23 protein-coding genes are annotated in these 24,080 nt (G+C 67.5%); 11 read left to right on the plus strand and 12 right to left on the minus strand.

Annotation, left to right across the window (positions count from 1 at the left end; all coding sequences use genetic code 11):
• Positions 1-4: 4 nt before the first annotated feature.
• Positions 5-811 (minus strand): trehalose monomycolate transport factor TtfA, encoded by an 807-nt coding sequence (gene ttfA, locus QUE68_RS26050; RefSeq protein WP_284229436.1) that lies wholly within the window; start codon positions 809-811, stop codon positions 5-7.
• Between the two features lie 110 nt (positions 812-921).
• Between ttfA and QUE68_RS26055 the strand changes: the two genes are divergently transcribed.
• Entirely contained in the window at positions 922-1,599 is a 678-nt protein-coding gene (locus tag QUE68_RS26055; RefSeq protein ID WP_286274656.1) for an SDR family NAD(P)-dependent oxidoreductase, read from the plus strand.
• Between the two features lie 82 nt (positions 1,600-1,681).
• Here the strand turns inward: QUE68_RS26055 and clpB are convergent, their stop codons facing one another.
• The 5 genes from clpB to QUE68_RS26080 form a co-directional block, all read right to left on the minus strand.
• Positions 1,682-4,228 carry an ATP-dependent chaperone ClpB gene (gene clpB / locus QUE68_RS26060; protein WP_284234825.1) on the minus strand — a complete coding sequence of 849 codons (2,547 nt, stop codon included), beginning with the start codon at positions 4,226-4,228 and terminating at the stop codon, positions 1,682-1,684.
• 129 nt (positions 4,229-4,357) lie between these two features.
• Positions 4,358-6,622 carry a putative bifunctional diguanylate cyclase/phosphodiesterase gene (locus QUE68_RS26065; protein ID WP_286274657.1) on the minus strand — a complete coding sequence of 755 codons (2,265 nt, stop codon included), beginning with the start codon at positions 6,620-6,622 and terminating at the stop codon, positions 4,358-4,360.
• Between the two features lie 113 nt (positions 6,623-6,735).
• On the minus strand, positions 6,736-8,133 hold the full coding sequence (locus tag QUE68_RS26070) for an amidohydrolase family protein (protein WP_286274658.1): 1,398 nt from the start codon (positions 8,131-8,133) through the stop codon (positions 6,736-6,738).
• Between the two features lie 5 nt (positions 8,134-8,138).
• On the minus strand, positions 8,139-9,380 hold the full coding sequence (locus QUE68_RS26075; protein WP_286274659.1) for a multidrug effflux MFS transporter: 1,242 nt from the start codon (positions 9,378-9,380) through the stop codon (positions 8,139-8,141).
• Positions 9,377-10,339 carry an antibiotic biosynthesis monooxygenase gene (locus QUE68_RS26080; RefSeq protein WP_286274660.1) on the minus strand — a complete coding sequence of 321 codons (963 nt, stop codon included), beginning with the start codon at positions 10,337-10,339 and terminating at the stop codon, positions 9,377-9,379. Before QUE68_RS26080 ends, QUE68_RS26075 begins: the two co-directional genes overlap by 4 nt.
• Positions 10,340-10,664: 325 nt before the next feature.
• Here QUE68_RS26080 and QUE68_RS26085 point away from each other — a divergent pair, with 325 nt between their 5' ends.
• On the plus strand, positions 10,665-10,982 hold the full coding sequence (locus tag QUE68_RS26085) for a helix-turn-helix domain-containing protein (RefSeq protein ID WP_284234820.1): 318 nt from the start codon (positions 10,665-10,667) through the stop codon (positions 10,980-10,982).
• Here the strand turns inward: QUE68_RS26085 and QUE68_RS26090 are convergent.
• Together QUE68_RS26090 and QUE68_RS26095 are read right to left on the minus strand one after the other, a co-directional pair.
• Positions 10,979-11,569, minus strand: a complete 591-nt coding sequence (locus tag QUE68_RS26090; protein ID WP_284234819.1) for a ClpP family protease — start codon at positions 11,567-11,569, stop codon at positions 10,979-10,981. The two genes, QUE68_RS26085 and QUE68_RS26090, sit on opposite strands and share 4 nt — an antisense overlap.
• Entirely contained in the window at positions 11,566-12,177 is a 612-nt protein-coding gene (locus QUE68_RS26095; protein WP_286274661.1) for a ClpP family protease, read from the minus strand. Before QUE68_RS26095 ends, QUE68_RS26090 begins: the two co-directional genes overlap by 4 nt.
• A gap of 132 nt (positions 12,178-12,309) precedes the next feature.
• Between QUE68_RS26095 and QUE68_RS26100 the strand changes: the two genes are divergently transcribed.
• The 3 genes from QUE68_RS26100 to QUE68_RS26110 are packed head-to-tail and all read left to right on the plus strand — an operon-like array spanning position 12,310 to position 15,083.
• On the plus strand, positions 12,310-12,960 hold the full coding sequence (locus QUE68_RS26100) for a GAP family protein (protein ID WP_286274662.1): 651 nt from the start codon (positions 12,310-12,312) through the stop codon (positions 12,958-12,960).
• A gap of 35 nt (positions 12,961-12,995) precedes the next feature.
• A complete protein-coding gene (locus tag QUE68_RS26105; protein WP_286274663.1) occupies positions 12,996-14,162 on the plus strand; it encodes an FAD-binding oxidoreductase in 1,167 nt (388 codons plus the stop codon).
• Between the two features lie 18 nt (positions 14,163-14,180).
• Positions 14,181-15,083 carry an aldose 1-epimerase gene (locus QUE68_RS26110; protein WP_286274664.1) on the plus strand — a complete coding sequence of 301 codons (903 nt, stop codon included), beginning with the start codon at positions 14,181-14,183 and terminating at the stop codon, positions 15,081-15,083.
• Between the two features lie 13 nt (positions 15,084-15,096).
• Here QUE68_RS26110 and QUE68_RS26115 read toward each other — a convergent pair whose 3' ends face one another.
• The 4 genes from QUE68_RS26115 to dnaK are packed head-to-tail and all read right to left on the minus strand — an operon-like array spanning position 15,097 to position 19,184.
• Positions 15,097-15,498 carry a heat shock protein transcriptional repressor HspR gene (locus QUE68_RS26115; protein ID WP_284236111.1) on the minus strand — a complete coding sequence of 134 codons (402 nt, stop codon included), beginning with the start codon at positions 15,496-15,498 and terminating at the stop codon, positions 15,097-15,099.
• The gene (dnaJ, locus tag QUE68_RS26120; RefSeq protein WP_284234814.1) at positions 15,498-16,676 is read right to left on the minus strand and encodes a molecular chaperone DnaJ; all 1,179 of its coding nucleotides are present in this window, start codon (positions 16,674-16,676) and stop codon (positions 15,498-15,500) included. Before dnaJ ends, QUE68_RS26115 begins: the two co-directional genes overlap by 1 nt.
• A 40-nt stretch (positions 16,677-16,716) precedes the next feature.
• Positions 16,717-17,331 (minus strand): nucleotide exchange factor GrpE, encoded by a 615-nt coding sequence (gene grpE / locus QUE68_RS26125; RefSeq protein ID WP_286274665.1) that lies wholly within the window; start codon positions 17,329-17,331, stop codon positions 16,717-16,719.
• The gene (dnaK, locus tag QUE68_RS26130) at positions 17,328-19,184 is read right to left on the minus strand and encodes a molecular chaperone DnaK (protein WP_284234812.1); all 1,857 of its coding nucleotides are present in this window, start codon (positions 19,182-19,184) and stop codon (positions 17,328-17,330) included. Before dnaK ends, grpE begins: the two co-directional genes overlap by 4 nt.
• Positions 19,185-19,568: 384 nt before the next feature.
• Here dnaK and QUE68_RS26135 point away from each other — a divergent pair, with 384 nt between their 5' ends.
• The 6 genes from QUE68_RS26135 to QUE68_RS26160 all read left to right on the plus strand — a co-directional run bounded on the left by QUE68_RS26135 (position 19,569) and on the right by QUE68_RS26160 (position 24,045).
• Positions 19,569-19,784: a hypothetical protein gene (locus tag QUE68_RS26135; protein WP_284234811.1), complete on the plus strand. Its 216-nt coding sequence runs from the start codon at positions 19,569-19,571 to the stop codon at positions 19,782-19,784.
• Positions 19,785-19,960: 176 nt separating this feature from the next.
• A complete protein-coding gene (locus QUE68_RS26140) occupies positions 19,961-20,977 on the plus strand; it encodes a methionine ABC transporter ATP-binding protein (protein WP_286274666.1) in 1,017 nt (338 codons plus the stop codon).
• The gene (locus tag QUE68_RS26145) at positions 20,974-21,714 is read left to right on the plus strand and encodes a methionine ABC transporter permease (protein ID WP_286274667.1); all 741 of its coding nucleotides are present in this window, start codon (positions 20,974-20,976) and stop codon (positions 21,712-21,714) included. Before QUE68_RS26140 ends, QUE68_RS26145 begins: the two co-directional genes overlap by 4 nt.
• Before the next feature lie 16 nt (positions 21,715-21,730).
• Positions 21,731-22,633 carry a MetQ/NlpA family ABC transporter substrate-binding protein gene (locus QUE68_RS26150; RefSeq protein ID WP_286274668.1) on the plus strand — a complete coding sequence of 301 codons (903 nt, stop codon included), beginning with the start codon at positions 21,731-21,733 and terminating at the stop codon, positions 22,631-22,633.
• A 19-nt stretch (positions 22,634-22,652) separates the two neighbouring features.
• Positions 22,653-23,453 (plus strand): class II aldolase/adducin family protein, encoded by an 801-nt coding sequence (locus tag QUE68_RS26155; RefSeq protein ID WP_284234807.1) that lies wholly within the window; start codon positions 22,653-22,655, stop codon positions 23,451-23,453.
• Between the two features lie 52 nt (positions 23,454-23,505).
• Positions 23,506-24,045 (plus strand): hypothetical protein, encoded by a 540-nt coding sequence (locus tag QUE68_RS26160; protein ID WP_284234806.1) that lies wholly within the window; start codon positions 23,506-23,508, stop codon positions 24,043-24,045.
• The last annotated feature ends 35 nt before the right edge of the window (positions 24,046-24,080 follow it).

Below are 24,080 nucleotides of genomic sequence, written 5' to 3' on the forward strand. Positions count from 1 at the left end.
GGGCCTAGCGTTGGTAGTGCGGTGACTGACGCCCGTTGCGTACGGGCGGCCGCTGCTGCGTGTAGCGGCCGACGTCACCACGCGTGGGCGGGGCGTCGGTGCGGCCCGCGGGCAGTTCGGCGGGGCGCGGTGCGACGGGCCGGCTCGGCGAGCCGCCGCGCCTGGCGATCGCCTGGCCCGCAACGGCGGACTGCCCGGGCTGCGGGATGGGCGGCAGCACGCGCAGCAGGTCGTTGAACTGCCGCACGGTGAGGAGGCCTTCGTCCCACTGCGCGCGGGTGCTGGTGATTGGCATGCTGACCAGCGTCCAGTGCTGCTCGTTCCACATGATCTCGGCGCAGTCGGGGGCGGCGTGCGCGAACGTCACCATGCGGCGGTCACACGCTCGACGGGCGGCGTCCAAATTGGTGGAGTACACCATTCGCGGGCCGATGGCGCCGAGGAGCCAGATATCGCTCTCGCGGGGTTCCTTGATGTCCTTCAGGCGCACGTCGACCACGACGTTGGTGCCGACCTTGCGGTGCAGCGCGATGACGGTCGCCACGTCCTCGAGGTCGAAGATGAAGACGGCCTCGCCGCGGATCTGTCCGAGGACCACGTTCTTTGCCGAGACGTCGCCGACCGTGGACATCACGCCACGCTTCCAGCGCGGCACGATCTCCGTGGACTCGTGCTCGTAGTCGAATCCGTGCGACTTCGCCCACGACTTCCGCCGCCTACCGAGCCCACGCCGTTTGTCGAGGTCGACATACAACAACACCGCCGCACCCACGAAACAGAGTGCAGACAGCGTGAACCAGAGGGGAACCATTGACCCCCAGCCTACTGGTTGGCGCCGGATTCGCCAGAACTCGAAGTGATCACAAACCGGTCACGCCTCGTGGGCGCGGTTCGCGGGGGCGCGACGCGCACACTGAACGGGTGAGCGACCTCTCCGGCAAGGCCTTCCTCGTCGTCGGTGCGACCGGGGCCCTCGGATCCCGCATCGCGCGCCTGCTGGCCGACTGCGGTGCCGCCGTGACGGTCAGCGGCCGTTCGGCAGAGGCGCTGACCAGCCTCGGCGTCGACGGCGCGCACGTCGTCGCGGCGGATCTGCGCGAACCGGACGCCCCGCGATCGGTGGTCACCGCCGCGATCGAACGGCACGGCCGGCTCGACGGGCTGGTAATCGCGGCCGGGGTGGTCGCCTTCGGGGCGCTCACCGACATCGACGACGACACCGTCGACGACCTTCTGCTCATCGACTTCCTCGCCCCGCTGCGCCTCATCCGCGCCGCGCTGCCCGTCATGGAGTCGGGCGGGGTGATCCTCGGCATCAGCGCCGTGGTGGCCGAGAAGCCGATGCCCAACATGGCCGTCTACTCCGCGGCGAAGGCGGCCACCGCTGCACTGTTCACCGCGGTGCGCACCGAGGCGCGCCGCCGCAAGGTTCGCATCGTCGACGTCCGGCCGCCGCACACCGAGACCGGGTTGGCCGGGCGGGCGATCGCCGGCGACCCGCCGAAGCTCCCGACGGGCCTCGATCCGGATGCGGTGGCAGCCCGGATCGTCGAAGCGCTACTGGGCAAGGAAACCGACGTCCCCAGCACCGCCTTCTAACCGCGAGCCATCCCCGCGAGCAGACGCAAAGGGCCCTCAAACCGTGGAATTGAGGGCCCTTTGCGTCTGGTGGGCGGGGTAATCAGCCCAGGATCAGTGACTCGCCGTCGGGGCTGACGTTGACCGGCACCACGTCACCGTCGTGCACCTCACCAGCCAGCAGCTGCTTGGCGAGCTGGTCGCCGATGGACTGCTGCAGCAGCCGACGCAGCGGCCGCGCGCCGTAGAGCGGGTCGAAGCCGCGCTCGGACAGCCACTTCTTGGCGGGCAGCGACACCTCGAGGGCGAGCCGGCGCTGGGCCAACCGCTTCTGCAGCTGTTCCAGCTGAATGTCGACGATGGACACCAGCTCCTCGGGATTGAGGCCCTCGAAGACGATGACGTCGTCGAGCCGGTTGATGAACTCGGGTTTGAACGCCGAGCGCACCGCCGCCATCACCTGCTCCTCGTTGCCACCGGCGCCCAGGTTGGACGTCAAGATGAGGATGGTGTTGCGGAAGTCGACCGTGCGGCCCTGCCCGTCGGTCAGCCTGCCCTCGTCGAGGACCTGCAGAAGCACGTCGAACACGTCCGGGTGCGCCTTCTCGATCTCGTCGAAGAGGACCACCGCGTACGGACGCCTGCGGACCGCCTCGGTCAGCTGGCCACCCTGGTCGTAACCGATGTAGCCGGGAGGCGCACCGACGAGGCGGGCGACGGAGTGCTTCTCGCCGTACTCGCTCATGTCGATGCGGATCATCGCCCGCTCGTCGTCGAACAGGAACTCCGCGAGCGCCTTGGCCAGCTCGGTCTTGCCGACACCGGTCGGGCCCAGGAACATGAACGAGCCGGTCGGCCGGTTGGGGTCGGCAACCCCGGCCCTGGTGCGGCGCACCGCGTCGGAAACCGCTGTGACGGCTGTCTTCTGGCCAACGACCCGCTTGCCGAGCTCACTCTCCATGCGCAGCAGCTTGGCGCTCTCGCCCTCGAGCATCCGGCCGGCGGGGATGCCGGTCCAGGCCTCCACCACCTCGGCGATGTCGTCGGGTCCGACGTCTTCCTTGAGCATGAGGTCGGTGCGGGCTTGAGCGGTCGGAATCGCCGCGTCGAGCTTCTTCTCGACCTCGGGGATGCGGCCGTACCTCAGCTCGGCGGCCTTGGCCAGGTCACCGTCGCGCTCGGCCCGCTCGGACTCACCACGCAGGTGGTCCAGCTGTTCCTTGAGGTCGCGGACGATGTCGATGGCGCCCTTCTCGTTCTGCCAGCGCGTCGTCAGCTCCGCCAGTTTCTCCTTGTGATCGGCGAGCTCCGAGCGCAGCTTCTCCAGCCTGTCGACGGATGCCGCGTCCGTCTCCTTGGCCAGCGCCATCTCCTCGATCTCGAGGCGTCGGACCAGTCGCTCGACCTCGTCGATCTCGACTGGCCGGGAGTCGATCTCCATGCGCAGCCGCGACGCAGCCTCGTCGACCAGGTCGATGGCCTTGTCGGGCAGGAAGCGCGAGGTGATGTAGCGGTCGCTCAGCGTGGCCGCCGCGACCAGCGCGGAGTCGGTGATGCGGACGCCGTGGTGAACCTCGTAGCGGTCCTTGAGGCCGCGCAGGATGCCGACGGTGTCCTCGACGGACGGTTCGCCCACCAGCACCTGCTGGAAGCGGCGCTCCAGGGCGGCGTCCTTCTCGATGTACTTGCGGTACTCGTCGAGCGTGGTGGCGCCGACCATGCGCAGCTCGCCGCGGGCCAGCATCGGCTTGATCATGTTGCCCGCGTCCATCGCCGACTCGCCGGTGGCGCCCGCACCCACGATGGTGTGCAGCTCGTCGATGAACGTGATGACCTGTCCGGCCGAGTTCTTGATGTCGTCGAGTACGGCCTTCAGGCGTTCCTCGAACTCGCCGCGGTACTTGGCGCCAGCCACCATCGAACCCATGTCCAACGAGACGACGGTCTTGTTGCGCAGGCTCTCCGGCACGTCGCCGGCGATGATGCGCTGGGCCAGGCCCTCGACGATCGCGGTCTTGCCGACGCCGGGCTCGCCGATCAGCACGGGGTTGTTCTTCGTGCGGCGGCTCAACACCTGCACGACGCGCCGAATCTCGTTGTCGCGCCCGATGACCGGGTCGAGTTTGCCTTCCCGGGCAGCCGCGGTCAGGTCGGTGGAGTACTTCTCCAGAGCCTGGTAGGTGCCCTCGGGGTCGGGGCTGGTGACGCGGGCGCTACCGCGCACCTTGGTAAACGCCTCGCGCAGCGCCTGCGGTGACGCGCCGTGGCCGGTGAGCAGCTTGGCGACGTCGGAGTCGCCGGACGCCAGGCCCACCAGCAGGTGTTCGGTGGAGACGAATTCGTCGTCCATCTCCACGGCCAGTTGTTGGGCGGCGGTGACCGCCGACAGCGACTCGCGGGACAGGTTCGGCGTCGAGCTGGCGCCGCTGGCCTTGGGCAGTCGTTCGACGAGGCCGGCCGCCTCGGTCCGGATGATCGCGGGATCGACGCCGACGGCCTCGAGTAGGGGCGCTGCAATCCCGTCGTTCTGGGCGAGCAGCGCCGTCAACAGATGGGCAGGGCGGATCTCCGGGTTGCCTGCGGCGCTAGCCGACTGCAAGGCCGAGCTCAGCGCCGCCTGGGTCTTCGTGGTCGGGTTGAACGAGTCCACGACACCTCCATTTCGTTCGAAAAAATGCTTCTTGCGTTGTCCAACGCCGTCAAGGTTGAGTCTGTTCCGCTCAACTCTAACCATTTTCCCGGCTCGGCGGTAGTGCCGAAAGGCCTCACGCCGCCGTAGCTACTGCTGCGCCGCCAGGGTGTCGAGGTTTCCCAGCGCGTCGAGCAGCAGTGGCCCGGCAACGGGCGGGCTGAAGTGGTAGCCCTGCGCCTGGTCGCAGCGGTACTCCGCCAGCCGGTCGGCGACGGCTGCGCTTTCGACACCCTCGGCCACGCAGGTCACCTCCATGTCATGCGCAAGGTCGATGACTGCTCGCACGATGGCGGCCGCGCGTCGGTCCTCCAGCATCGGCATGACGAACTTCTTGTCCAGCTTGACCTCGTCGACGGGAAGTTCCCGAAGGTACTGCAACCCGCTGAAGCCGCTCCCGAAATCGTCGATCGACACGCGAATTCCGTTCTCGCGCAAGTCTTCCAATACATTCCGCGTTCTCGACAGATCATCGATGACGAGGTCCTCGGTGATCTCCAGCGTCAAGTCGGTGGGCGCCACTCCATGCCCGGACAGCGCGCCGCTCAACCGGGCAGGCAGATCCGAGTCGCCGAAGGACGGCGCGAACAGGTTGACCGCGACGGGAACGGTCCGGCCGGCCTGGTGCCACTGCACCGAGTCCGCGAACACCAGCTCGAACACCAACTCCGTTAGGGAGTCCATCAGGCCACCTCGCCGGACCAGGGGCAGGAAGGTGGCCGGGGTCAACAGGCCGTGGTCGGGGTGGGGCCAGCGAACCAGCGCCTCGACCCCGACGGCGGCACCGGCCGACGAGCCCAAGGCGATCTTCGGCTGATATGCCATCACCAGTTCGCCGTGCTCGATCGCGCGGCGAAGGTCGCTCAGCAGACCCGTGTCCGCCGCGAACGTGAGAACCCCCGACGCCTTGGTGCGCTTCGCCGCGTACATCGCCAGATCGGACTGCTTGAGCAAGGTCTCGGCGCGCAGGTCCAGGTCGCGCGCGGGGGCGACCGAGAGTCCGACGCTGGGTCGGATGGACAGGACGTGGCCGTCGACGTCGAACGGTTCGTCGAACGCCTCCACCACCCGCCGGGCCACCGAATCGGGCGGGTCGGGCCCCTTCTCGATCAGGATCGCGAACTCGTCACCGCCCAGCCGGGCGACCGTGTCACCACTGCGCACCGCGGCTTGGATCCGCGTCCCGACCTGGGCCAGCAGTAGGTCGCCCGCGGCATGCCCCAGTCCATCGTTGACGAGTTTGAAGTCGTCGAGGTCCAACGTCAGCACCGCCAGCGCGCCGAAGAGCTCGCGCCGGTGCAACTCCACGGCGTGCTCCAGTCGGTCACGGAATAGGAACCGGTTGGCCAGGCCGGTGAGCGGGTCCCGCAGTGCCTGGTCGGCGACGATCGCCAGCAGCCGTTGGTTCTGCCCGACCACCAGGTATTGCCGCAGCAGGACCGCGATCACCAGCACGGCGGTGATGCCCAGCACCAGCCCGGAGGCCGGATCGGAGAGGTCGGCGAGCGCAACGACACCCGCCACGGAGAACGGGACGTAGGGCAGCCACAGGGACGCCATCGCCATGCCGTGGTCGACGCGTTGCGCCCGGCGGCCGGAGAGGGCGGCCAGCCCCAACGCCAACATCCCGGTCACCCACCCGGCATCGATGAGGTCGCCACGGTGATAGCCGCCCGCGATGCCCAGGCGGAAGAACGCGCCGTTGGTCAATCCCATCAGGACCACGCCGACGACCAACAGGGCGGCGGTGGTACGGGCCGCACCCTTCGCACGGCTGAGCACCAGCAGTCCGATCGTGATCGCCAGCGTGTCGATGATCGGGTACGCCAGTAGGGCCAGCATCTCCAGCGGCCGTTCACCTTGTAACCCGAACAGCCCCCGCAGCAGTGTGATCCACGTGATGAGGAACAGCGAACCGGCGATGACCAACCCGTCCATGAACGACCGCATCGCCGACAGTCGCGAGTGCCCCACCGGTAGCAGTAACAGCGCAAGACACGTCGCGACGTTCGGCCCGATGAACCCGGCGTCGGTAACCGAGGGAAAGGGCAGCTCGACACCGTCCAGTTCGAAATGGACGCTCTTGATCACGTGCGCGATCAACCAGGCCGTCACACCGATCGCCATGCACGCCCACGCCGCCCGCACCCGACCACGGGTGGCGACCGCCGTCGCCAGTGCGCACGTCGCAGTGAACAGTCCGACGACGGCGAAGGAGATGTTGCGTATGAGCGACACGGCGGGCTGGCCGCTCGGCGGCACGCCCAGCAACCAGAGAGCGACCAGCCAGACGAGGAACGCAGCCCAGAGGACGAGACCGATCTTGGCCACGCGCCGCGGTTCGAGCCGAGTCACCCGTACGCCTCTCCGCATCGATGGCTCCAAAGCGCTTCCGTGCCGAAGCGGTGCGAGGAACTCTACGGGCAGGTCAGCCCGCCCATCGGGTGAAATTAGTTCAAGGTATGCAGCTAAAGGCTCGTCAGGCGTCGGCCCCGAACGTAGACCTCCGCGATCGAGCTCTCGCGCAGACCCATCAGCAGCGCGAACAGCGTCTGATCGCGGGCGAGGTCGGCGTCATCGGCGCGGTACGCGTTGGCCAGCAGACCCTTCAGCGCATCCTCCGGCTCGACGACGATGAAGTCCGCCTCCTTGCCGGTGTCGAAGTTGCCGAAGCGGTTGTCCATGTCGAGTGCGCGGGCGCCGCCCAGCGTGCCGATGAACAACATCTCCGCGGGGTGCAACGAAACTCCCGCCGCGCCGTCCTCACTGATGTGCTGCTTGAACGCGTCGTCGAGGACACGCGGCATCAGCCACTCGTCGCCGGCGCCGAAGTCGGTGCCGGAGGAGATGTTCACGCCCGAGGCGACCGTGCGCTTCCACGGCATCGTGCCCGACCCGAGGAACAGCTGCGAGACCGGGCAGTGCGAGATCGAGGTACCGGTCTCGGCCATCCGCTCGAGTTCGACGTCCTGACAGTGCACGCAGTGCGCGAGGATGGTGCGCTTGCCCAGCAGGCTCTTACCGCCGACCTCGGAGCCCGGGAGGAACTTGCCGTCGTAGATGTCGAGGTACGAATTGACCTGAAACACCTCCTTCGTCATGGCGACTTCACCCGTGCCTGGGCGGTTGTTCTCGTTGAGGTGGCTGTGCACGTAGACACCTCGGGGCTTCACCTCGTCGTACAGCTCGCCAAGGTTCTTGAGCGTCTCGGTGGTCACCGACAACGAGAACCGCGGCACGATCGCGACGTGTAGCAGCGCCGTGTCGACGTCCCCGGTGTCGGCGCCGTGCCACTTCTCGATCTCCTCGCGGCTGAGACGGATTGCGTCCTCCTCCGAGGTGATCAGCGGTTGCGCGGTCTCACCGCCAACGGTTTGGATACCGCGTCCGCTGACCACGCGCAGACCTGCCTGTTGCGTCCGTTCGAACAGCGAGTCCTGCGCGTGCGGGAACGCCGACCCGAAAACCATGGCCGCGGTGGTTCCGGCGGCGATGCGACGATTGCAGAACTCGACCGCGGCCTGCGCAGCGAACTCGGGATCTTCGAACTTGCTCTCCGACGGGAACATACACAGGTTCAGCCATTCCAGCAGCTGCCCGCCGCCGTAGGAGGCGCCGGCATAGGTCTGGGGGAAGTGAACGTGGGTGTCGACGAAGCCGGGAATCAGGTAGCCACCGCGGTGGTCGTTCACCGGCTCGGGGCCGTATTCGGCTGGCAGCACGTCACGTTCACCGCAGAAGACGATGGTGCCGTCATCGTCGACGACCAGCGCACCGTCCGGAATGGACACCAGCGCCCCGGCGGCCTCGGTTACGAGCGGCCTGCCGGCGATGTGGTAGACGTGCCCGAGATGGACCTGCGTCATGAACTTCACTCCCTCATTGGTGGTGATGACTCCTGTTGTGTCACAGCTGTATTCGTCCTGCGTCGCCCCGAGGTCGCCCAGGTCAGCAACCCGAGGGCGGCCACTCCGCACACCACGTAGAGCCAGCCGAGCGTGGCCTGGTCGTTCTCCGGCAGAGCGCCGACCGCGGCCAGCGCGACGCTGATGATCAGATAGCAACCTGCGCTGGCTATTCCGCCGACCAGCCCGAGGTTCTTGGTGAACAGTCCGAGGGCGAGGCCATACATCTGCGGGCACAGCACGCCGCATCCTGCCAGCGCCAGCGCAGCGCCGATGGTCAACGCCCAGGCGTTGATCCCGATCGTCAGTCCGGAGACCACCAGCACTACGGTGCCCGCGCCGAACAGCCCCAGGGCGCTGAACGCCAACTTGGCGGTGCTGGTGCGTACGGCGAAGTAGCCGCAGGCCAACTCCCCCAACAGGTTCGCTGCTCCGACGGCGAGTGCGACGGCCCCGTAAGCGGCGGGCTGGAAGCCGAGCTGCTCCTGGTACAAGAACGGACCGGCGACGCCGAACGCCAGTTGCGCCGACGCGAGGAGCCCGAAGACCAACACGAAGCACCCGAACACCGGATTGCGGAGAGTGTGGGCAATGGCGCGCGACGTGGCACGTACCGCGATCGGCGTCCGATCACCGGGCTCCAGCGTCTCCGGCATCGCGGCGAAGACGAGCGCAGCCACCAGCGCGGCAAGCACTGCCACCAAGGCGAAGACCATCCGCCATGACGTGAACTGCACCAGGACGCCGCCGACGGCCGGGGCGATCACCGGCGCCAGCCCCCACGCCGCACCGAGGATGCCAGACACCGAGGTGAGCTTGGCGCCGCGAAAACAGTCCGCCGCAACGGCATACGTCAACACCATGCAGGAACTTGCCGCGAGCCCCTGCAGAAAGCGAGCGACGAGCAGGAAGGTGACGCTGGGCGCGAGGGCGCACAGCACGCTGGTGGTCACCACCACCGCGAGGCACGTCAGCAGCACGCGCTTGCGACCCCAGGCGTCGGCCATCACCCCGACCGGGATGAAGCCGATGGCGAGGCCGAGCATGTAGACGGTCACGGTGCCCTGCAAGGCAGCCGGAGTGGACGCGAGGTCGGTGACCATCTGCGGCAGTGCGGGGGTGTAGACGTCCAGCGGGATCTGGCTCAGCGGGACGACGCACAACAGGATCGCCACGAGGTGGCGGGGCGGTCCCACCGCGGCCGTCACGGCAGCGTCCAGAACTTCACCGTGACGAGGTAGAAGATCACCGCCCAAACCGCGTTGATGGCCAGCACGAGCGCGAAACCCTTGATGTTGGTGGAGGGTTGGCGTGCGTTCTTCGACGGCACCATCCAGAACCGCAGGATCGGATTGCCGTAGAAGGGCATCGTGACGTAGCTCATCACGAAGCTCGACAGCAGGTTGCCGACCAACATGCTGAACCAGAGCGGCATGCCGAGCGGCGCGGTGAGCAGCGTGAGGAACACGACTGTCGGGTATAGCCCCATCCACACCGCCATCGAGGTCTTGAAGTCAGATGGGGGCGGTGAGTCGGAGTCGCCGTAGTCGAACCAGTTGCCGAACGAGTGATCGATCCTGCGCAGCGTGAAGTCGGCGAACCGCTCGTCGGAGAGCAGGGTCCGGCGCGCGTCGGACGTCAGCCACGCATCGAGGTGTTCGGCGTTGTCGAACTTGTAGGAGATGGTCCACTCGTCCTGAACGCCCTCGATGGGCCGGAAGATCTCCGAGCCACGGAACCCGGCGAACGTGCTCTCCACGTCGTCGACCTCGGCCTGCCATGTGAGGAAGGCCTCGACCTGATCGGGGGCGACCCGGTGGCTGACGACGACGGTGACCAACGCGTCGTCGACCTTGCTGTCCTGGGCGATCACCTGCCGGGTGCCGGGACCGTCGAACAGGTCGGCGCCGCGATCCAGGAGGTCTTGGCGGGTCGCACTATTGACCCACTTCTGCAGGTTCGCCACGGAATCGAACTGGTAGACCACCACCCAGTCGGTCTGCTCACCGCTTGGCCGGCGCAGCTCGATCCCACGGAACCCCGGGTAGCGAGCCGCGGCCGCGCCGAGCTTCTTCTGCCACTCCAGGTAGTCATCGTCGCGCCCGGCCCGCACCTTCTGTCCAATGAGAAGTGTCGCGGCACCGGCGGTGGCCGAGTCGTCGGTCATCGCGTACTGCCCTCCCCGGGCCATGCTGCCGTCGCAGCGATCGCCCCAACACCAGACCCACACGGGGAGTGAGGCATTCGGCTGCGTCCCAGGTCATCCGGTGGCGGAGCGGCGGGCCTTCCCGGGAAGTCGGTCACCTTCATGGTCGGTCGTGCGCCCTTCTCGAACTACGGGCCGACACCTGGCGGCGAGCACAACGTAACAGGGCAGGCAGGCTCCGTCGCGGCCATGCAAGAAGTCAGCTACCTCGTCATCTGCCGGGTGTCGTGATACGTCCTGAGCGAACACCCTTCCGCCGACCGCATCGTTCGGCGATGATGTCGCCATGGGCGAGATCATCCACATCCCCCGCGACCGACGGCAACAGCCGGACCCATTGTGGCGCGAGGCCCTCGGTCGGAGACTGCGCGTGACCCGCGAGCATCAGGGCCGCCGACTGGTCGACGTCGCCGAGCGGGCGGGCATCTCACCGCAGTACCTCTCCGAGATCGAGCGTGGCCGCAAGGAGCCGTCGAGCGAGATGATCGCCGCGGTGTCCGGGGCGCTCGGCATCGAGCTCGCCCGTTTACTCGGTGGCATCTCGGCCGACCTGAGCCGGCCGACCACCCGCCGGTCGGCGGGCCCGATGCTGATGGCGGCTTAGGCCCGCTGGTCGAGTAGGCGATCGGCGAGGCCGTACGCCACCGCGCCGTCTGCGTCGAATACGCGGTCGCGATCGGTGTCGTGGCGCAATTCCTCGACGGTCCGTCCGGTGTGCCGGGCCAGGATCGCCTCGAGTTGGTTTCGGACCCGAACCACCTCGTCCGCCTGCAGGATCAGATCGGGGATGGTGCCGCGGCCCTGCGCCGCCGGCTGATGGAGCACCACCCTCGAATGCGGCAACACCGCTCGCCGGCCCGGCGCGCCCGCCGCGAGCAGCACCGCGCCTGCCGCCACGGCCTGCCCGATGCACGTCGTGGCTACCGGTGCCCGCACGAACCGCATGGTGTCGTAGATCGCCAGCATCGCTGCGAGGTCGCCACCCTCGGAGTTGATGTAGAGACTGATCTCCTGCTCCGGGTTGTCGGCCTCCAGGTGCAACAGTTGCGCGATGAGAGCGTTGGCGACGCCGGAGTCGATCGCCGTGCCCAGATAGACGATCCGCTCCGTGAGCAGATGCGAGTAGACGTCCATGATCCGCTCGCCCGCGGCGTTGCGCACCAGCACGTTGGGAATCGTGTAGCTGCTCATGCGGGCGCCCCGATTCCGAACTGCCGCTCGCGATTCGGCACGACCTGGGTGAACTGCTCGACGACGTGGTCGACGAACCCGTAGGTACGCGCCTGCTCTGCGGTGAACCAGCGATCGTGCAGCGAGTCGGTGAAGATGCGCTCGACGTCCTGCCCGGTGTCGTCGGCGATGATCCGCAGCACGGTGTCTCGGGTATGCCGCAGGTCGTCGGCCTGGACTTCCACCTCGACCGCCGAACCGGCGATGCCCGCCGAGCCCTGGTGCATCAGGATGCGCGCGTGCGGGAGCGCGAAGCGCTTGCCCCGTGTCCCCGCCGACAGCAGGAACTGACCTGCACTGCACGCCAATCCGAGCGCGAGAGTCGACACGTCGCACGGCACCAACCGCATCACGTCCCGGATGGCGAGCATCGAGGGCACCGATCCGCCCGGTGAGTGAATCCACAGCGCGATGTCCTGCTGGGCGTCCTCGGTGGCGAGCGCGAGTAGCTGTGTCGCCAGGACGGTCCCGTTGTCGTCGTCGAGCGGGCCGTCCAGCACGAGCACACGCTGACGTAGGAGGTTGTCCCGCAGTTGCTGATGGAACTGAGGCGGTTTGTCGTCGGTCATGCATCGACGATGCCTTGGCGTCAGCACCTTTCGCTGCCCACGCTGCTCTGAGCAGAACGGCCCAGCGTGCGGAACGGGTGCGGCCTCGCGAAAGTCGACGCACGTTCACCCGATCTTGTTACCTTTACCGCGATGTTGGCCGAACTGATCCCCCTGGCCCTCGTGGTCGCCCTGTCGCCGCTGTCGATCATCCCGGCGGTCCTCGTGCTGCACTCACCCCGGCCCCGGCCGACGGGGTTGGCCTTCCTGGTCGGCTGGGTCGTCGGGCTGACCGCACTCACGCAGCTCTTCGTCGAGGTATCGAACCTGCTCGGCGGGGGTCTGGACAGGCCGCCGGGATGGGCGTCGTACGTCCGCATCGTCGCGGGCGCGGCGCTCATCGCGTTCGGCGTCTACAAGTGGCTGACCCGCCACCGGGCCGAGCACGCACCGAAGTGGATGAGCGGTTTCGCGAAGATCACCCCGCCGCGCGCCTTCCTCACCGCGATGGTCCTGGTCGTCGTCAACCCGAAGGTCCTGTTCATGTGCGCCGCGGCCGGCCTGGCGATCGGCACCGAGGGCCTGGGCCGCACCGGTGCGACGCTCGGCGTGCTGTACTACGTCCTCATCGCGTCGTCCACCGTCGTGCTGCCCATCCTGGCGTATGCGGTGACCGGCGACCGGCTGGATCAGCCCTTGGCCCGACTCAAGGACTGGATGGAGGCCCAGCACGCGACTCTGGTCGCCGGGATCCTCGTCGTTCTCGGACTTCTAGTGCTGTACAAGGGGATTCACGGGCTGTAGTCGGACTCCACGGCTCAGCGCCTAAGATCGAGGGCGTGGGACTCGACGACCGTGATGCGCTTGCGACGCTGCGCGCCGCGGTCGACCCCGGGGCCGGTTCCGACGAGCTGATCCGCCGGTTCTACACCCGATGGTTCGCCATCGACACCGCGGTTCGCGATCTGTTCCCACCCGATCTGAATCATCAGCGCACCGCGTTCGCGACGGCCATGACCTGGCTCCTCGGCGAGCTGGTCGAGCAGCGCGCCGAGGAACCCGTCGCGTTCCTGGCTCAACTGGGTCGGGATCACCGCAAATACGGTGTCGTGCAACGGCATTACGACAGCATGCAGGACGCGCTGATCACTACGTTGCGCAGCCACCTGATCGACGAGTGGGACGATCGGCTCGCCGACACTGCCCAGCAGGCCGTCCAGTTGTTCGTCGGCATCATGCGGGGTGCCGCGGACGCCGAGAAGGGGCCACCGTTTCACGACGGTACGGTGATCGAACACCTGCGGGTCACCCGCGACGTCTCGGTGATCCGGTTGCAGCTGGACGATCCGCTGTACTTCCATCCCGGCCAGTACGTCACCGTCCAGGTGCCGCAATGGCCACGTCGCTGGCGGTATCTGAGCCCGTCGATCCCGGCCGACCGCGGTGGCGCCATCGAGTTCCACGTGCGCTCGGTGGCCGGCGGCATGGTCAGCACCGCCATCGTCGGCGAGACCAAGCCGGGCGACCGGTGGCGACTGTCCAACCCGCACGGCGCGATGCACGTCGACCGCGACGGCGGTGACGTGCTGATGGTGGCCGGTGGGACGGGTCTCGCCCCGCTGCGGTCGATCATCATGGACCTGAGCCGCTTCGGGGTGAACCCGCGCGTGCACCTGTTCTTCGGCGCTAGGTTCCCCTGCGATCTCTACGACTTGAAGACGCTGTGGCAGGTCGCGGCGACCAACCCGTGGCTGTCGGTGACCCCGGTGTCGGAGTACTCCACCGATCCGCCGTGGGCGGCCGATTACCCGGCCGTGACTCCGCCACGCGGTCTGCACGTCCGCCAGACCGGCACGCTGCCCGAGGTGGTGACGAGGTACGGGGCATGGGGCGACCGCCAGATCCTGGTGTGCGGCGGACCGCAGATGGTGACGGCCACGAAGGCGGCGCTGATCGCCAGGGGTGCCGATCCGCTCGGCATCCAACACGATCCACTCGCCAGTTGAGCGTGACAGAATCTCCGGATGTCCGAGTTCGAAGCCATCACGCTGACCGACCCGTCATCCTCGGTGACCGCCACCTTCGTGCCGCTGGCGGGGATGGTGGCCACGTCGCTCCGCGATGGCGACCACGAGTTTCTCGGTCAGCGCCGCGGCCTCGATGCCTACATCACCGCGGGTAAGACGATGGGCATACCAATCCTGTATCCGTGGGCAAACCGGTTGAGCGCCAGCAAGTATGGGATCAACGGCGCCGTCGTCACGCTCACGCCCGGCACCGGCGGCGTGCGGACCGACGAACACGGCGTGCCGATCCACGGCGTGCTGGCCGCCTACCCCGGCTGGCTCGTCACGGAGCGTTCGGCCCATTCCCTGACGGCCGTCCTCGACTACGGCGGCAAGCCGCGGCTGCTCGCGTCGTTCCCGTTTCCCCATGTCCTCACGCAGAAGGCGACGCTCACCGACCGCACCCTGACCATCGAGACCACGGTGATGCCGACGACCGCCGCATCAGTGCCGCTGTGCTTCGGGTACCACCCGTACCTGACGGTGCCCGGCGTCCCGCGCTCGGACTGGCTGCTGGAGACCCCGACGATGCGGCATCTACCGGTGGACAACTGGGGCATCCCGACGGGCGCGCACGAAGACTGGATCGGTTCCGCCGAACCGCTGGGTGCCGACGTGTACGACGATGGCTTCGATCAGGTGCCCGCCGGCGCGCGGTTCACCCTGTCGGGTGGCGACCGACGCGTGGAGCTCACGTTCGTCAAGGGCTACCCCGCCGCCCAACTCTTCGCGCCGAGCAGCGACGACATCGTCGCGATCGAACCGATGGCGGCGCCCACGGATGCGTTGCGCCGCGGCAATTACCGCTTCGCCGTCGCGGGCAGGCCGGAATCGGCAGTGTTCTCCGTGAAGGTCACCTAAGCGACGGCGCCTGCTACTCCTGACGCCGACGGCGGACGGATCGGGGCTGCCACACCACCAGCGCCGTGCTCTTCGGCACCACCGCGACGTCGCGCCGCTGATTGGCGCGCAGCCGATCCAACTCGTCGGCCATCTCACTCATCCGCGACCGCAAAGCCTCGACCTGATTGGTCAGCTCGATGATGCGCTTGATCCCGGCCAGGTTGACGCCCTCGTCCTGGGACAGCCGCTGCACCTCGCGGAGCAGGTCGACGTCGTGCTGGGAGTATCGGCGCCCGCCCCCCGAACTGCGCTGCGGACTGACCAGCCCGAGCCGGTCGTACGTCCGCAGCGTCTGCGCGTGCATGCCGGCGAGCTCGGCGGCCACCGAGATCAGGAAGCCGCGGGCGGTCTCCTCGTGGTTGCCGGCGCCCATCACGCGCCCGTCCATCCGGCCCGCGGGTCGAACCCGGCGGCCCGCTCCGCCTTCGCGTAGGCCTCGAGTGCCTCGGCCGCCTCACCCTCGAGGTTCGGCGGAACCGCGACCTTCACGGTGACCAACAGGTCGCCGTGACCGCCTGCGCGCTTGGGGACGCCCCTGCCCCGCACCCGCAGGATTCGACCGTCGGAGGTGCCCTTGGGTACCCGGACCCCGACCTTGCCCTCCAGCGTCGGCACGGAAAGCGTTGCGCCCAGCGCCAATTCGTGGAAGCTGACCGGTACCGTCACGGTGAGGTCGTCACCGTTGCGGCCGAACACCTTGTCCGGGCGCACGTGCACGGTCACGAACAGATCCCCCGAGGGGGCGCCGCGGAGACCGGCTTCGCCCTGACCCGCGAGGCGGATGCGCTGACCGTCTTCGACACCGGGTGGGATCCGCACGTTGATGGTGCGCGTGCGGGTCGTCACTCCCGTGCCGCGGCACTCGTCGCACGGATCCTCGATGATCGAGCCGCTGCCCCGGCATTCGGTGCACGGCTCGGAGAACCCGAAGGCGCCCTGATTGCGGTTGATGACGCCGGCGCCGTTGCAGCTCGGGCACACCTTCGGGCTGGTGCCCGGACGCGCGCCGCTGCCGTGGCAGTTGGTGCACGGCGCGGGGCTGGTCAGCCGCAGCGGCATGGCGACGCCCTTGGTGGCCTCGAGGAACGACAGTTCCGTCTCGGTCTCCAGGTCGTTGCCGCGCCGCGGACGGCTGGGCCGTGGCTGCTGTGCGCCCCGGCCGAAGAGGCCGCCGAACAGGTCGCCGATGTTGGCCCCGCCCGACTGCGGAGCGGCGTCGAACAGATCGCCGAGGTTGAATTCGGCTCCGTCGCCGCCGAATCCGCCGAAGTTACCGCCACCGCCGCCACCGCTGTATCGGCGACCGCCGCCGTTGGCGAAGAGCCGACGAGTCTCGTCGTACTCCTTGCGCTTGGCCTTGTCCAGGAGGACGTCCTTGGCCTCGCCCACGGCCTTGTACCGCTCCTCGGCCACCGGGTCGTTCGGATTGCGGTCGGGATGGTTCTCGGCCATCAACTTGCGTGCGACGGACTTGATCTCGCTGTCGCTGGCGTCGGAGGTGACGCCAAGCTCCTTGTAGAAGTCCTTCTCAACCCACTCGCGCTGAACCATGGTGCGTCACCTCCTCACCCTTCTGCATCGTCGTTCCTGCTTACTCGTCTGATTCTGAGTCGTCGTCGCCACTCTGGTCACCAACGGGGTCCGAAACCTCGTTCGTGTCGGGGGAATCGACGACGCCGACCATCGCGTGCCGGAGCACCGGGCCATCGCCGAGGCGGTAACCCTGACGCATCACCGAGCCGATCACCGGGTTGCTGCCGTCGCCCTCGTGCTGCACGGCTTCGTGCAACGACGGGTCGAACGGATCGCCCTCCACACCGAAGGGCACCAGCCCGATGGTCTGCATGGCGGCCGTGAGCTTGTCGGCGACCGACTTCAGTGGACCGGACTCCAGGTCACCGTGGCGGCGGGCACGCTCGAGGTCGTCGAGCACCGGCATCAACTGAGTGGCCGCGAAGGCCTTACCGCGTTCGGCCGCAGCCTGTTCCTGTCGCACGGAGCGCTTGCGGTAGTTGTCGTATTCCGCCTTGACGCGTTGCAGCGTGGCCTTGAGCTCGGCGGCCTCGTCGTTCGCGGGTGCCGGCTCCGGCGCCGACCCGCTGGGGGTCGACGCCGCGCCTGCATCACGCACAGCACCCGTCTCGGGATCGACGCGCCGTTTGTCGGTGATGGTCACCGGCTCGTGCGGATCGTTCTCCTGAGTCACTTGCGCTCCTGCTCGTCGTCCTCCACGACCTCCGCGTCGACCACGTTGTCGTCGGCGTTCGAGGAGCCGTCGGCCCCAGCACCTCCGCCCTGCTCGGCCTGGGTGGCCTCGTAGATCGCCTGGCCGAGGGCCTGGGACTCGACGCCGAGCTTCTCCATCGCGGACTTGATCGCCGTGATGTCGTTGCCCTCGAGGGCGGACTTCGCCTCGGTGATGGCGGACTCCACCTTGGACAGCGTCTCCTCGGGGACCTTGGAGCCGCCATCGGCCTCACGTTGTTCCTTGATGAACTTCTCGGTCTGGTAGACCAGCGCCTCGGCGTCGTTGCGGGCCGTGGCCTCTTCGCGACGCTTGCGGTCTTCATCGGCGTGTGCCTCGGCGTCCTTGATCATCCGATCGATGTCCTCCTGGGAGAGGCCGGAGCCCTCCTGGATCTTGATCGTGTTCTCCTTGCCGGTGCCCTTGTCCTTGGCGGTGACGTGCACGATGCCGTTGACGTCGATGTCGAAGGTGACCTCGATCTGGGGCGTGCCACGCGGGGCGGGCGGGATGCCGGTCAGCTCGAAGCTGCCGAGCATCTTGTTGGCCGAGGCAATCTCGCGCTCACCCTGGAAGACCTGGATCTGCACCGAGGGCTGATTGTCGTCGGCGGTGGTGAAGGTCTCCGACCGCTTGGTGGGGATGGTGGTGTTGCGCTCGATCAGCTTGGTCATCACGCCACCCTTGGTCTCGATGCCGAGGCTCAGCGGGGTCACGTCGAGCAGCAGGACGTCCTTGACCTCACCGGCCAGCACACCTGCCTGCAACGCGGCACCGACGGCCACGACCTCGTCCGGGTTGACGCCCTTGTTGGGCTCCTTGCCGCTCATCTCCTTGACCAGTTCGGTCACGGCGGGCATGCGGGTGGAGCCACCGACCATCACGACGTGGTCGATCTCGGAGACCGAGACGCCCGCGTCCTTGATGACCGACTGGAACGGCTTGCGGGTGCGGTCCAGCAGGTCCTGCGTGATCTTCTGGAACTCCGCGCGGCTGAGCTGCTCGTCGAGGAACAGCGGGTTCTTGTCCGCGTCGACCGTGATGTAGGGCAGGTTGATCGACGTCGACTGGCCCGAGCTGAGTTCGATCTTGGCCTTCTCGGCCGCTTCGCGAAGACGCTGCATGGCCATCTTGTCCTTGGTCAGGTCGATGCCCGCCGAGGCCTTGAACTTGTCCACCAGCCAGGTGACGATCCGGTCGTCCCAGTCGTCGCCACCGAGGTGGTTATCGCCGGAGGTGGCGCGGACCTCGACGACACCGTCGCCGATGTCGAGCAGCGAGACGTCGAACGTGCCGCCACCGAGGTCGAAGACCAGGATGGTCTGCTCCTTGTCGGCCTTGTCCAGGCCGTAGGCCAACGCCGCCGCGGTGGGCTCGTTGACGATGCGCTGGACCTCGAGGCCGGCGATCTGGCCGGCTTCCTTGGTGGCCTGACGCTGCGCGTCGTTGAAGTAGGCGGGCACGGTGATGACCGCGTCGGTGATGTCCTCGCCCAGGTAGCTCTCGGCGTCGCGCTTGAGCTTCATCAAGATGCGCGCGCTGATCTCCTGCGAGGTGTAGTCCTTGCCATCGATCTCGACGGACCAGTCGGTGCCGATGTGGCGCTTGACCGAACGGATTGTCCGGTCGACGTTGGTGACCGCCTGGTTCTTGGCGGGCTGACCGACCAGCACCTCACCGTTGCGCGCGAACGCGACCACGGACGGGGTGGTACGGGAGCCCTCTGAGTTTGCGACGACGACGGGTTCGCCGCCTTCGAGCACCGAGACGACGGAGTTGGTGGTCCCGAGGTCGATACCGACCGCACGAGCCATAGTTACTGCCTCCTGAATAGAGAAATGCTTACGGGTCTGAGTGGACCACGCTCAAGCTTGCCCCCGCGGGTACGCGGCTGTCAAGCCAGAGTTGAGCCTGATTCACTCAAGTTGTCGACTGGGTCAACGGGCCGGGTGGGTGATTCATTCCCCACGCAGCCCGCCGAGCCCGTCGAGTGTGCGCACCCATCCGCCTCCCCCGGCGCGTGGCGGATGACACCGCACACTCGCGGGTCTAAGCGCTCGGCGAACGCTCGGCGTTCCCCCATTCGGTGGATACGGCATTCATCCGGTTCATCCACCAATCCCCCGACAGACGCCAGGCGCGCGGCGCGAGATAGTTGTCCCAACGCCGAAAACGGCACTCAGACAAAAGGAGTCGACATGAACACCATCACGCGCACCATCGCCGCCACCGCCATCCTCGGCGCCGCCGCACTCGGCCTGGCCGGCACCGCCAACGCGGTCACCAACACCGAGCCCACCGGCCCCGGCTACGCCTACAGCCCCGGCACCTACGCCACGCCAGCCCCCACGGCCAAGCCCGGCTGGCACGACAACCACGGCCCCGCCTACATCGCCCACCTCAACGGCAAGTAGGCCCGGCCCGAAACACCCCAGGACCCACCAGGCCCTCCCCAACCAATCCCCGGGGGAGGGCCTGGTGTATTTCCCGTCGCAGCAGTGTGACCGTGCTGGCGTCAAACCGATCGGCGCTGCACTCACGGTGATCGCAACGGTGTTTTCGACACGAGCAGTTCTGAGAACCTTCCCCGGTGATCGAACTGACGAACTTGACCAAGTCCTACGGACGTGGTGAACATCAGACGGTGGTGCTCGACGGGGTCACCTTCCGGGTGGACGCCGGTGAGATCCTCGCCGTGGTGGGCCCCAGCGGAGCGGGTAAGAGCACGCTCGCACAGTGCATCAACCTCCTCACCCCACCCACGTCCGGATCGGTCGTCGTCAACGGTGAGGACCTGACGACCCTGTCGTCCCGAAAGCTGCGGGTAGCGCGCAGGCGCATCGGCACGGTATTCCAGTCGGCGGGTCTGCTCGAACGGCGCACCGCGGCCGAGAACGTGGCCCTTTCACTGCAATACCTGGGCGTCACCCCCTCGGAGGCCACGCGGCGCGTCGCCGAGCTGCTCGATCGCGTCGGGCTGGCCGAACGCGCCGGACACTATCCGTTCCAACTGTCCGGAGGCCAGCGCCAGCGGGTCGGCATCGCCCGGGCCTTGGCGCTGCGGCCCTCCGTGCTGCTGTCCGACGAGGCGACGGCCGGGCTCGATCCCACTACCACGGACTCGGTGGTCGACCTGCTGCGAGAACTTCGCGACGACCTCAACCTGTCCATCGTCTTCATCACCCACGAGATGGACACCGTGCTGAAGATCGCCGACTCGGTGGCCCGGTTGGATCACGGCAGCATCGTCGAGTCGGGCCGTATCGTCGACCTGTTGACCGATCCTCGATCATCGTTGGGATCGGAGTTGCGACCGCAGCGCACTGATGCTGAACCAACTGCGGGACAACAACTCTGGAACATCGTCTATGACGCCCCCGACGTCCCCGCCGACTGGATAGCCGAAGCGTCGCGAGACTTGGACGTGCCACTGTCGGTCCTCGGCGCCTCGGTTCAGGTGGTGGGCGGCGTCAGCGTTGGCGGGGTGACGCTGGGCGTGCCCGCCGAGCTCGGCGACGACGTGCGGGAGGTGCTCGCGCGTTACGGGCTCGCCGCCGACCTCGCCGACGACTCGCCACGGGCCAAGGCGCTGGAGGGCGTGGCATGACCGAGACCCTGCTCGCCAACGCCAAGGTACCCGTCGGCGAACTGCCCGAACTGTTACTGCCAGCCCTGCTCGACACGTTGATCATGGTGGGCATCGTGATGGCGATCGTCGTCATCGTCGGCGTGCCGCTTGGCGCGCTGGTGCACAACTTGGCACCCGGCGGGCTGTTCGAGAACCCCGGCCTGCATACGGTCTTGAGCTGGATCATCAGCATCGGCCGCTCGCTGCCGTTCCTGATCCTGATGGCGTCGATCATGCCGTTCACCCGCTTCATCACCGGCACCAACATCGGTATCGCGGCCGCGGTGGTGCCGATGTCGCTGGCGGGTATCGCGTTCTTCACCCGGATCGTCGAGAACTCGCTGCGGTCGGTGCCTCCGTCGGCCGTGCAGGTGGCCCGCGCCTCGGGCGGGTCGCGCCTGCAGATCATCCGCACCGCGCAGCTCAACGAGGCCGTACCGTCCATCATCGGTGGTCTGACCATCAACGTCATCGCGATGATCGAGTATTCGGCAATCGCGGGCACCATCGGCGCCGGCGGAATCGGTTATGTCGCAGTCACCTACGGCTATCAGCGATTCGACCAGGGCGTCATGCTGGCCACCATCGTGATCCTCGTCGTCACGGTGGCCGCCGTCCAGCTCACCGGTGACGCCCTCGTTCGCCTGACCACACCCCACAGCCGGCTTCGGTCCGGTGCCATCCGTCCACAACGCCGACGCGCAATCGCCGTCTGATCTCGAAAGGTCCTTCATGACAACCACACCCACCAAAGTCGACGAATCCGACGACCACGGATTCGAATTGCGACGCCGATCCAAGTGGATCTGGCCCGCGGTCGGGCTCATCGTCGTCGTGGTCGCGGTCGTCTCCGCCAGGTTCCTGTTCTTTGGCGACACCAAGTCCCCCAACGAAATCCCCGGCGCCACCCTGGTAGTCGCCACCAACGAGGGCAACGCGGCAGAGCAGGCTCTGATCGAGTTCATCGCCACCGACGTCGCGCCGAGGCACGGCATCAAGGTGGCGTTCCGCGGTCTGGCCGACAGCAACACCATCAACCGGGCCGTCAGCGACGGTGAGGTCGCGGGCACGATCTATCAGCACGAGTTGTGGCTCGGCCAGGTGCTCGAGGCCAACCCCGACTTCCGCGAGACGGCTGCGACACCGGTCTTCCGATGGGGTTTCGGGATCTGGTCGGACAAGTACACCGATCCGTCCCAGTTGCCCAACGGCGCCAATGTGTCGCTGTACTCCGACCCGGCGAACGAGGCCCAGGGGCTCTGGCTGCTCGAGCGCGCGGGACTGATCACGCTGAACCCGGCGGTGGACAAGTTCCAGGCGACCCAGAAGGACATCGTCGCCAATCCCAGGAACCTGAAGTTCACCCTGCTCGACTTCGCCGCCCAGTCGCGATCGCTGCCGGACCTCGACGCGGCGGTCGGCTACACGGAGTACTACCTGGCCGCAAAGATTCCGATCAGCCACCAGATCTTCGCGCCGCCGGCTCCCGACGAGTTCGCCGGGCAGCTCACCATCGGCAGCAAGTGGGCGGAGACGGACAACGTCAAGAAGCTCGTCGAGACGTTCAAGGACCCGGCCGTGCAGCAGTACCTGGCCACCGATCCCAGCGTGAAGAACATCCTGCTGCCCCTCTAGCGGTCGTACGATCGACCCCATGGCCGATACCGGAATCGAAGACGCCAAGAAGCTTGCGGGCGGGAACGTCGCCGCGCTGCTTCCCCGCACCGACCGCACGGTCGAGGAGGAGCGGCTGCACCGCAAGCAGAATCTCGCCGCGGCGTTCCGGCTGTTCAGTCGGTTCGGGTTCGACGAGGGCGTGGCCGGGCACATCACCGCCCGCGACCCCGAGTTCACCGACCACTTCTGGGTGAATCCGTTCGGGATGCACTTCGGGCACATCCGGGTCAGCGACCTCCTGCTGGTGCGCCACGATGGCGAGATCGTGCACGGGGACATGCCGGTGAACCAGGCCGCGTTCGCCATCCACTCCCAGGTGCACGCCGCGCGTCCGGACGTGATCGGCGCCGCCCACTCGCATTCGGTGTACGGCAAGACGTGGTCGACCCTGGGCCGGGTGCTCGACCCGATCACGCAGGACGCGTGCGCCTTCTACGACGACCACGCCCTCTTCGACGCCTACTCGGGCGTCGTCCTCGACCTCGAGGAGGGCAAGCGCATCGCGCACGCCCTCGGTGACCGCAAGGCCGCCATCCTGCGCAACCACGGCCTGCTCACCGTCGGGCATTCGGTGGAGGAGGCCGCGTGGTGGTTCATCACGATGGAGCGGTCCTGCCAGGCGCAGCTGATGGCCGAGGCGGCGGGCACCCCCGTCCTCATCGACGAGGAGATGGCCGCGCTCACCCGCGGTCAGGTGGGGAGCCACTTCGCGGGCTGGTTCAGCTTCCAGCCGCTGTTCGCCAAGATCACCCGCGAACAGCCCGACCTGTTCGACTGACGGGTGAGTCGCAGGCGTCACTTCCGTCACTGACTGCGTAATCTTGACGTCGATGAGGGTGCAGCTGATCGCGGCGAGCCTGCTGGCGGCGGGCGCGCTCCTGGCGGGCTGCCAGTCCACGATCTCGGGCCACCCGCAGGGCAACGCCGGCAACCCCACCGAGCCGAGCTTCCCCACGTCGCAGCCGACTCGATCGACGCCCACCCCGACCGCCCTGCCTCCGACACCGTCGGCGACCGCTGCGCCGCCGGCGAACACAGTCCTCCCGCCGGAGAACGGCTACGTCTTCGTCGAGACGAAATCGGGCCAGACGCGTTGCCAGATCAACGCCGCAGAGGTGGCCTGCGAGGCTCAGTTCGCCAATGCGCCCGTGGTCAACGGCGTGCCGGCCTACGGCGTCCGGGTCTCCGCGGCCGGGGCCATGGAGTGGGTCGTCGGCAACCTGGGCGACATCCCGGTCGTCACGCTCGACTATCAGACCTACTCGGCGGAGGGGTGGACGGTCGTCGCGACCGAGGACGGCACCCGCTTCACCAACGACGGCACCGGGCACGGCATGTTCGTGGCCATCGAGGGTGTCGAAGTCTTCTAGACGTTTAGCCGAGTCGTCGCAATGGGAAAAGAGTC

The organism is Mycolicibacterium sp. TUM20985, from assembly GCF_030295745.1.
Classification (GTDB): domain Bacteria; phylum Actinomycetota; class Actinomycetes; order Mycobacteriales; family Mycobacteriaceae; genus Mycobacterium.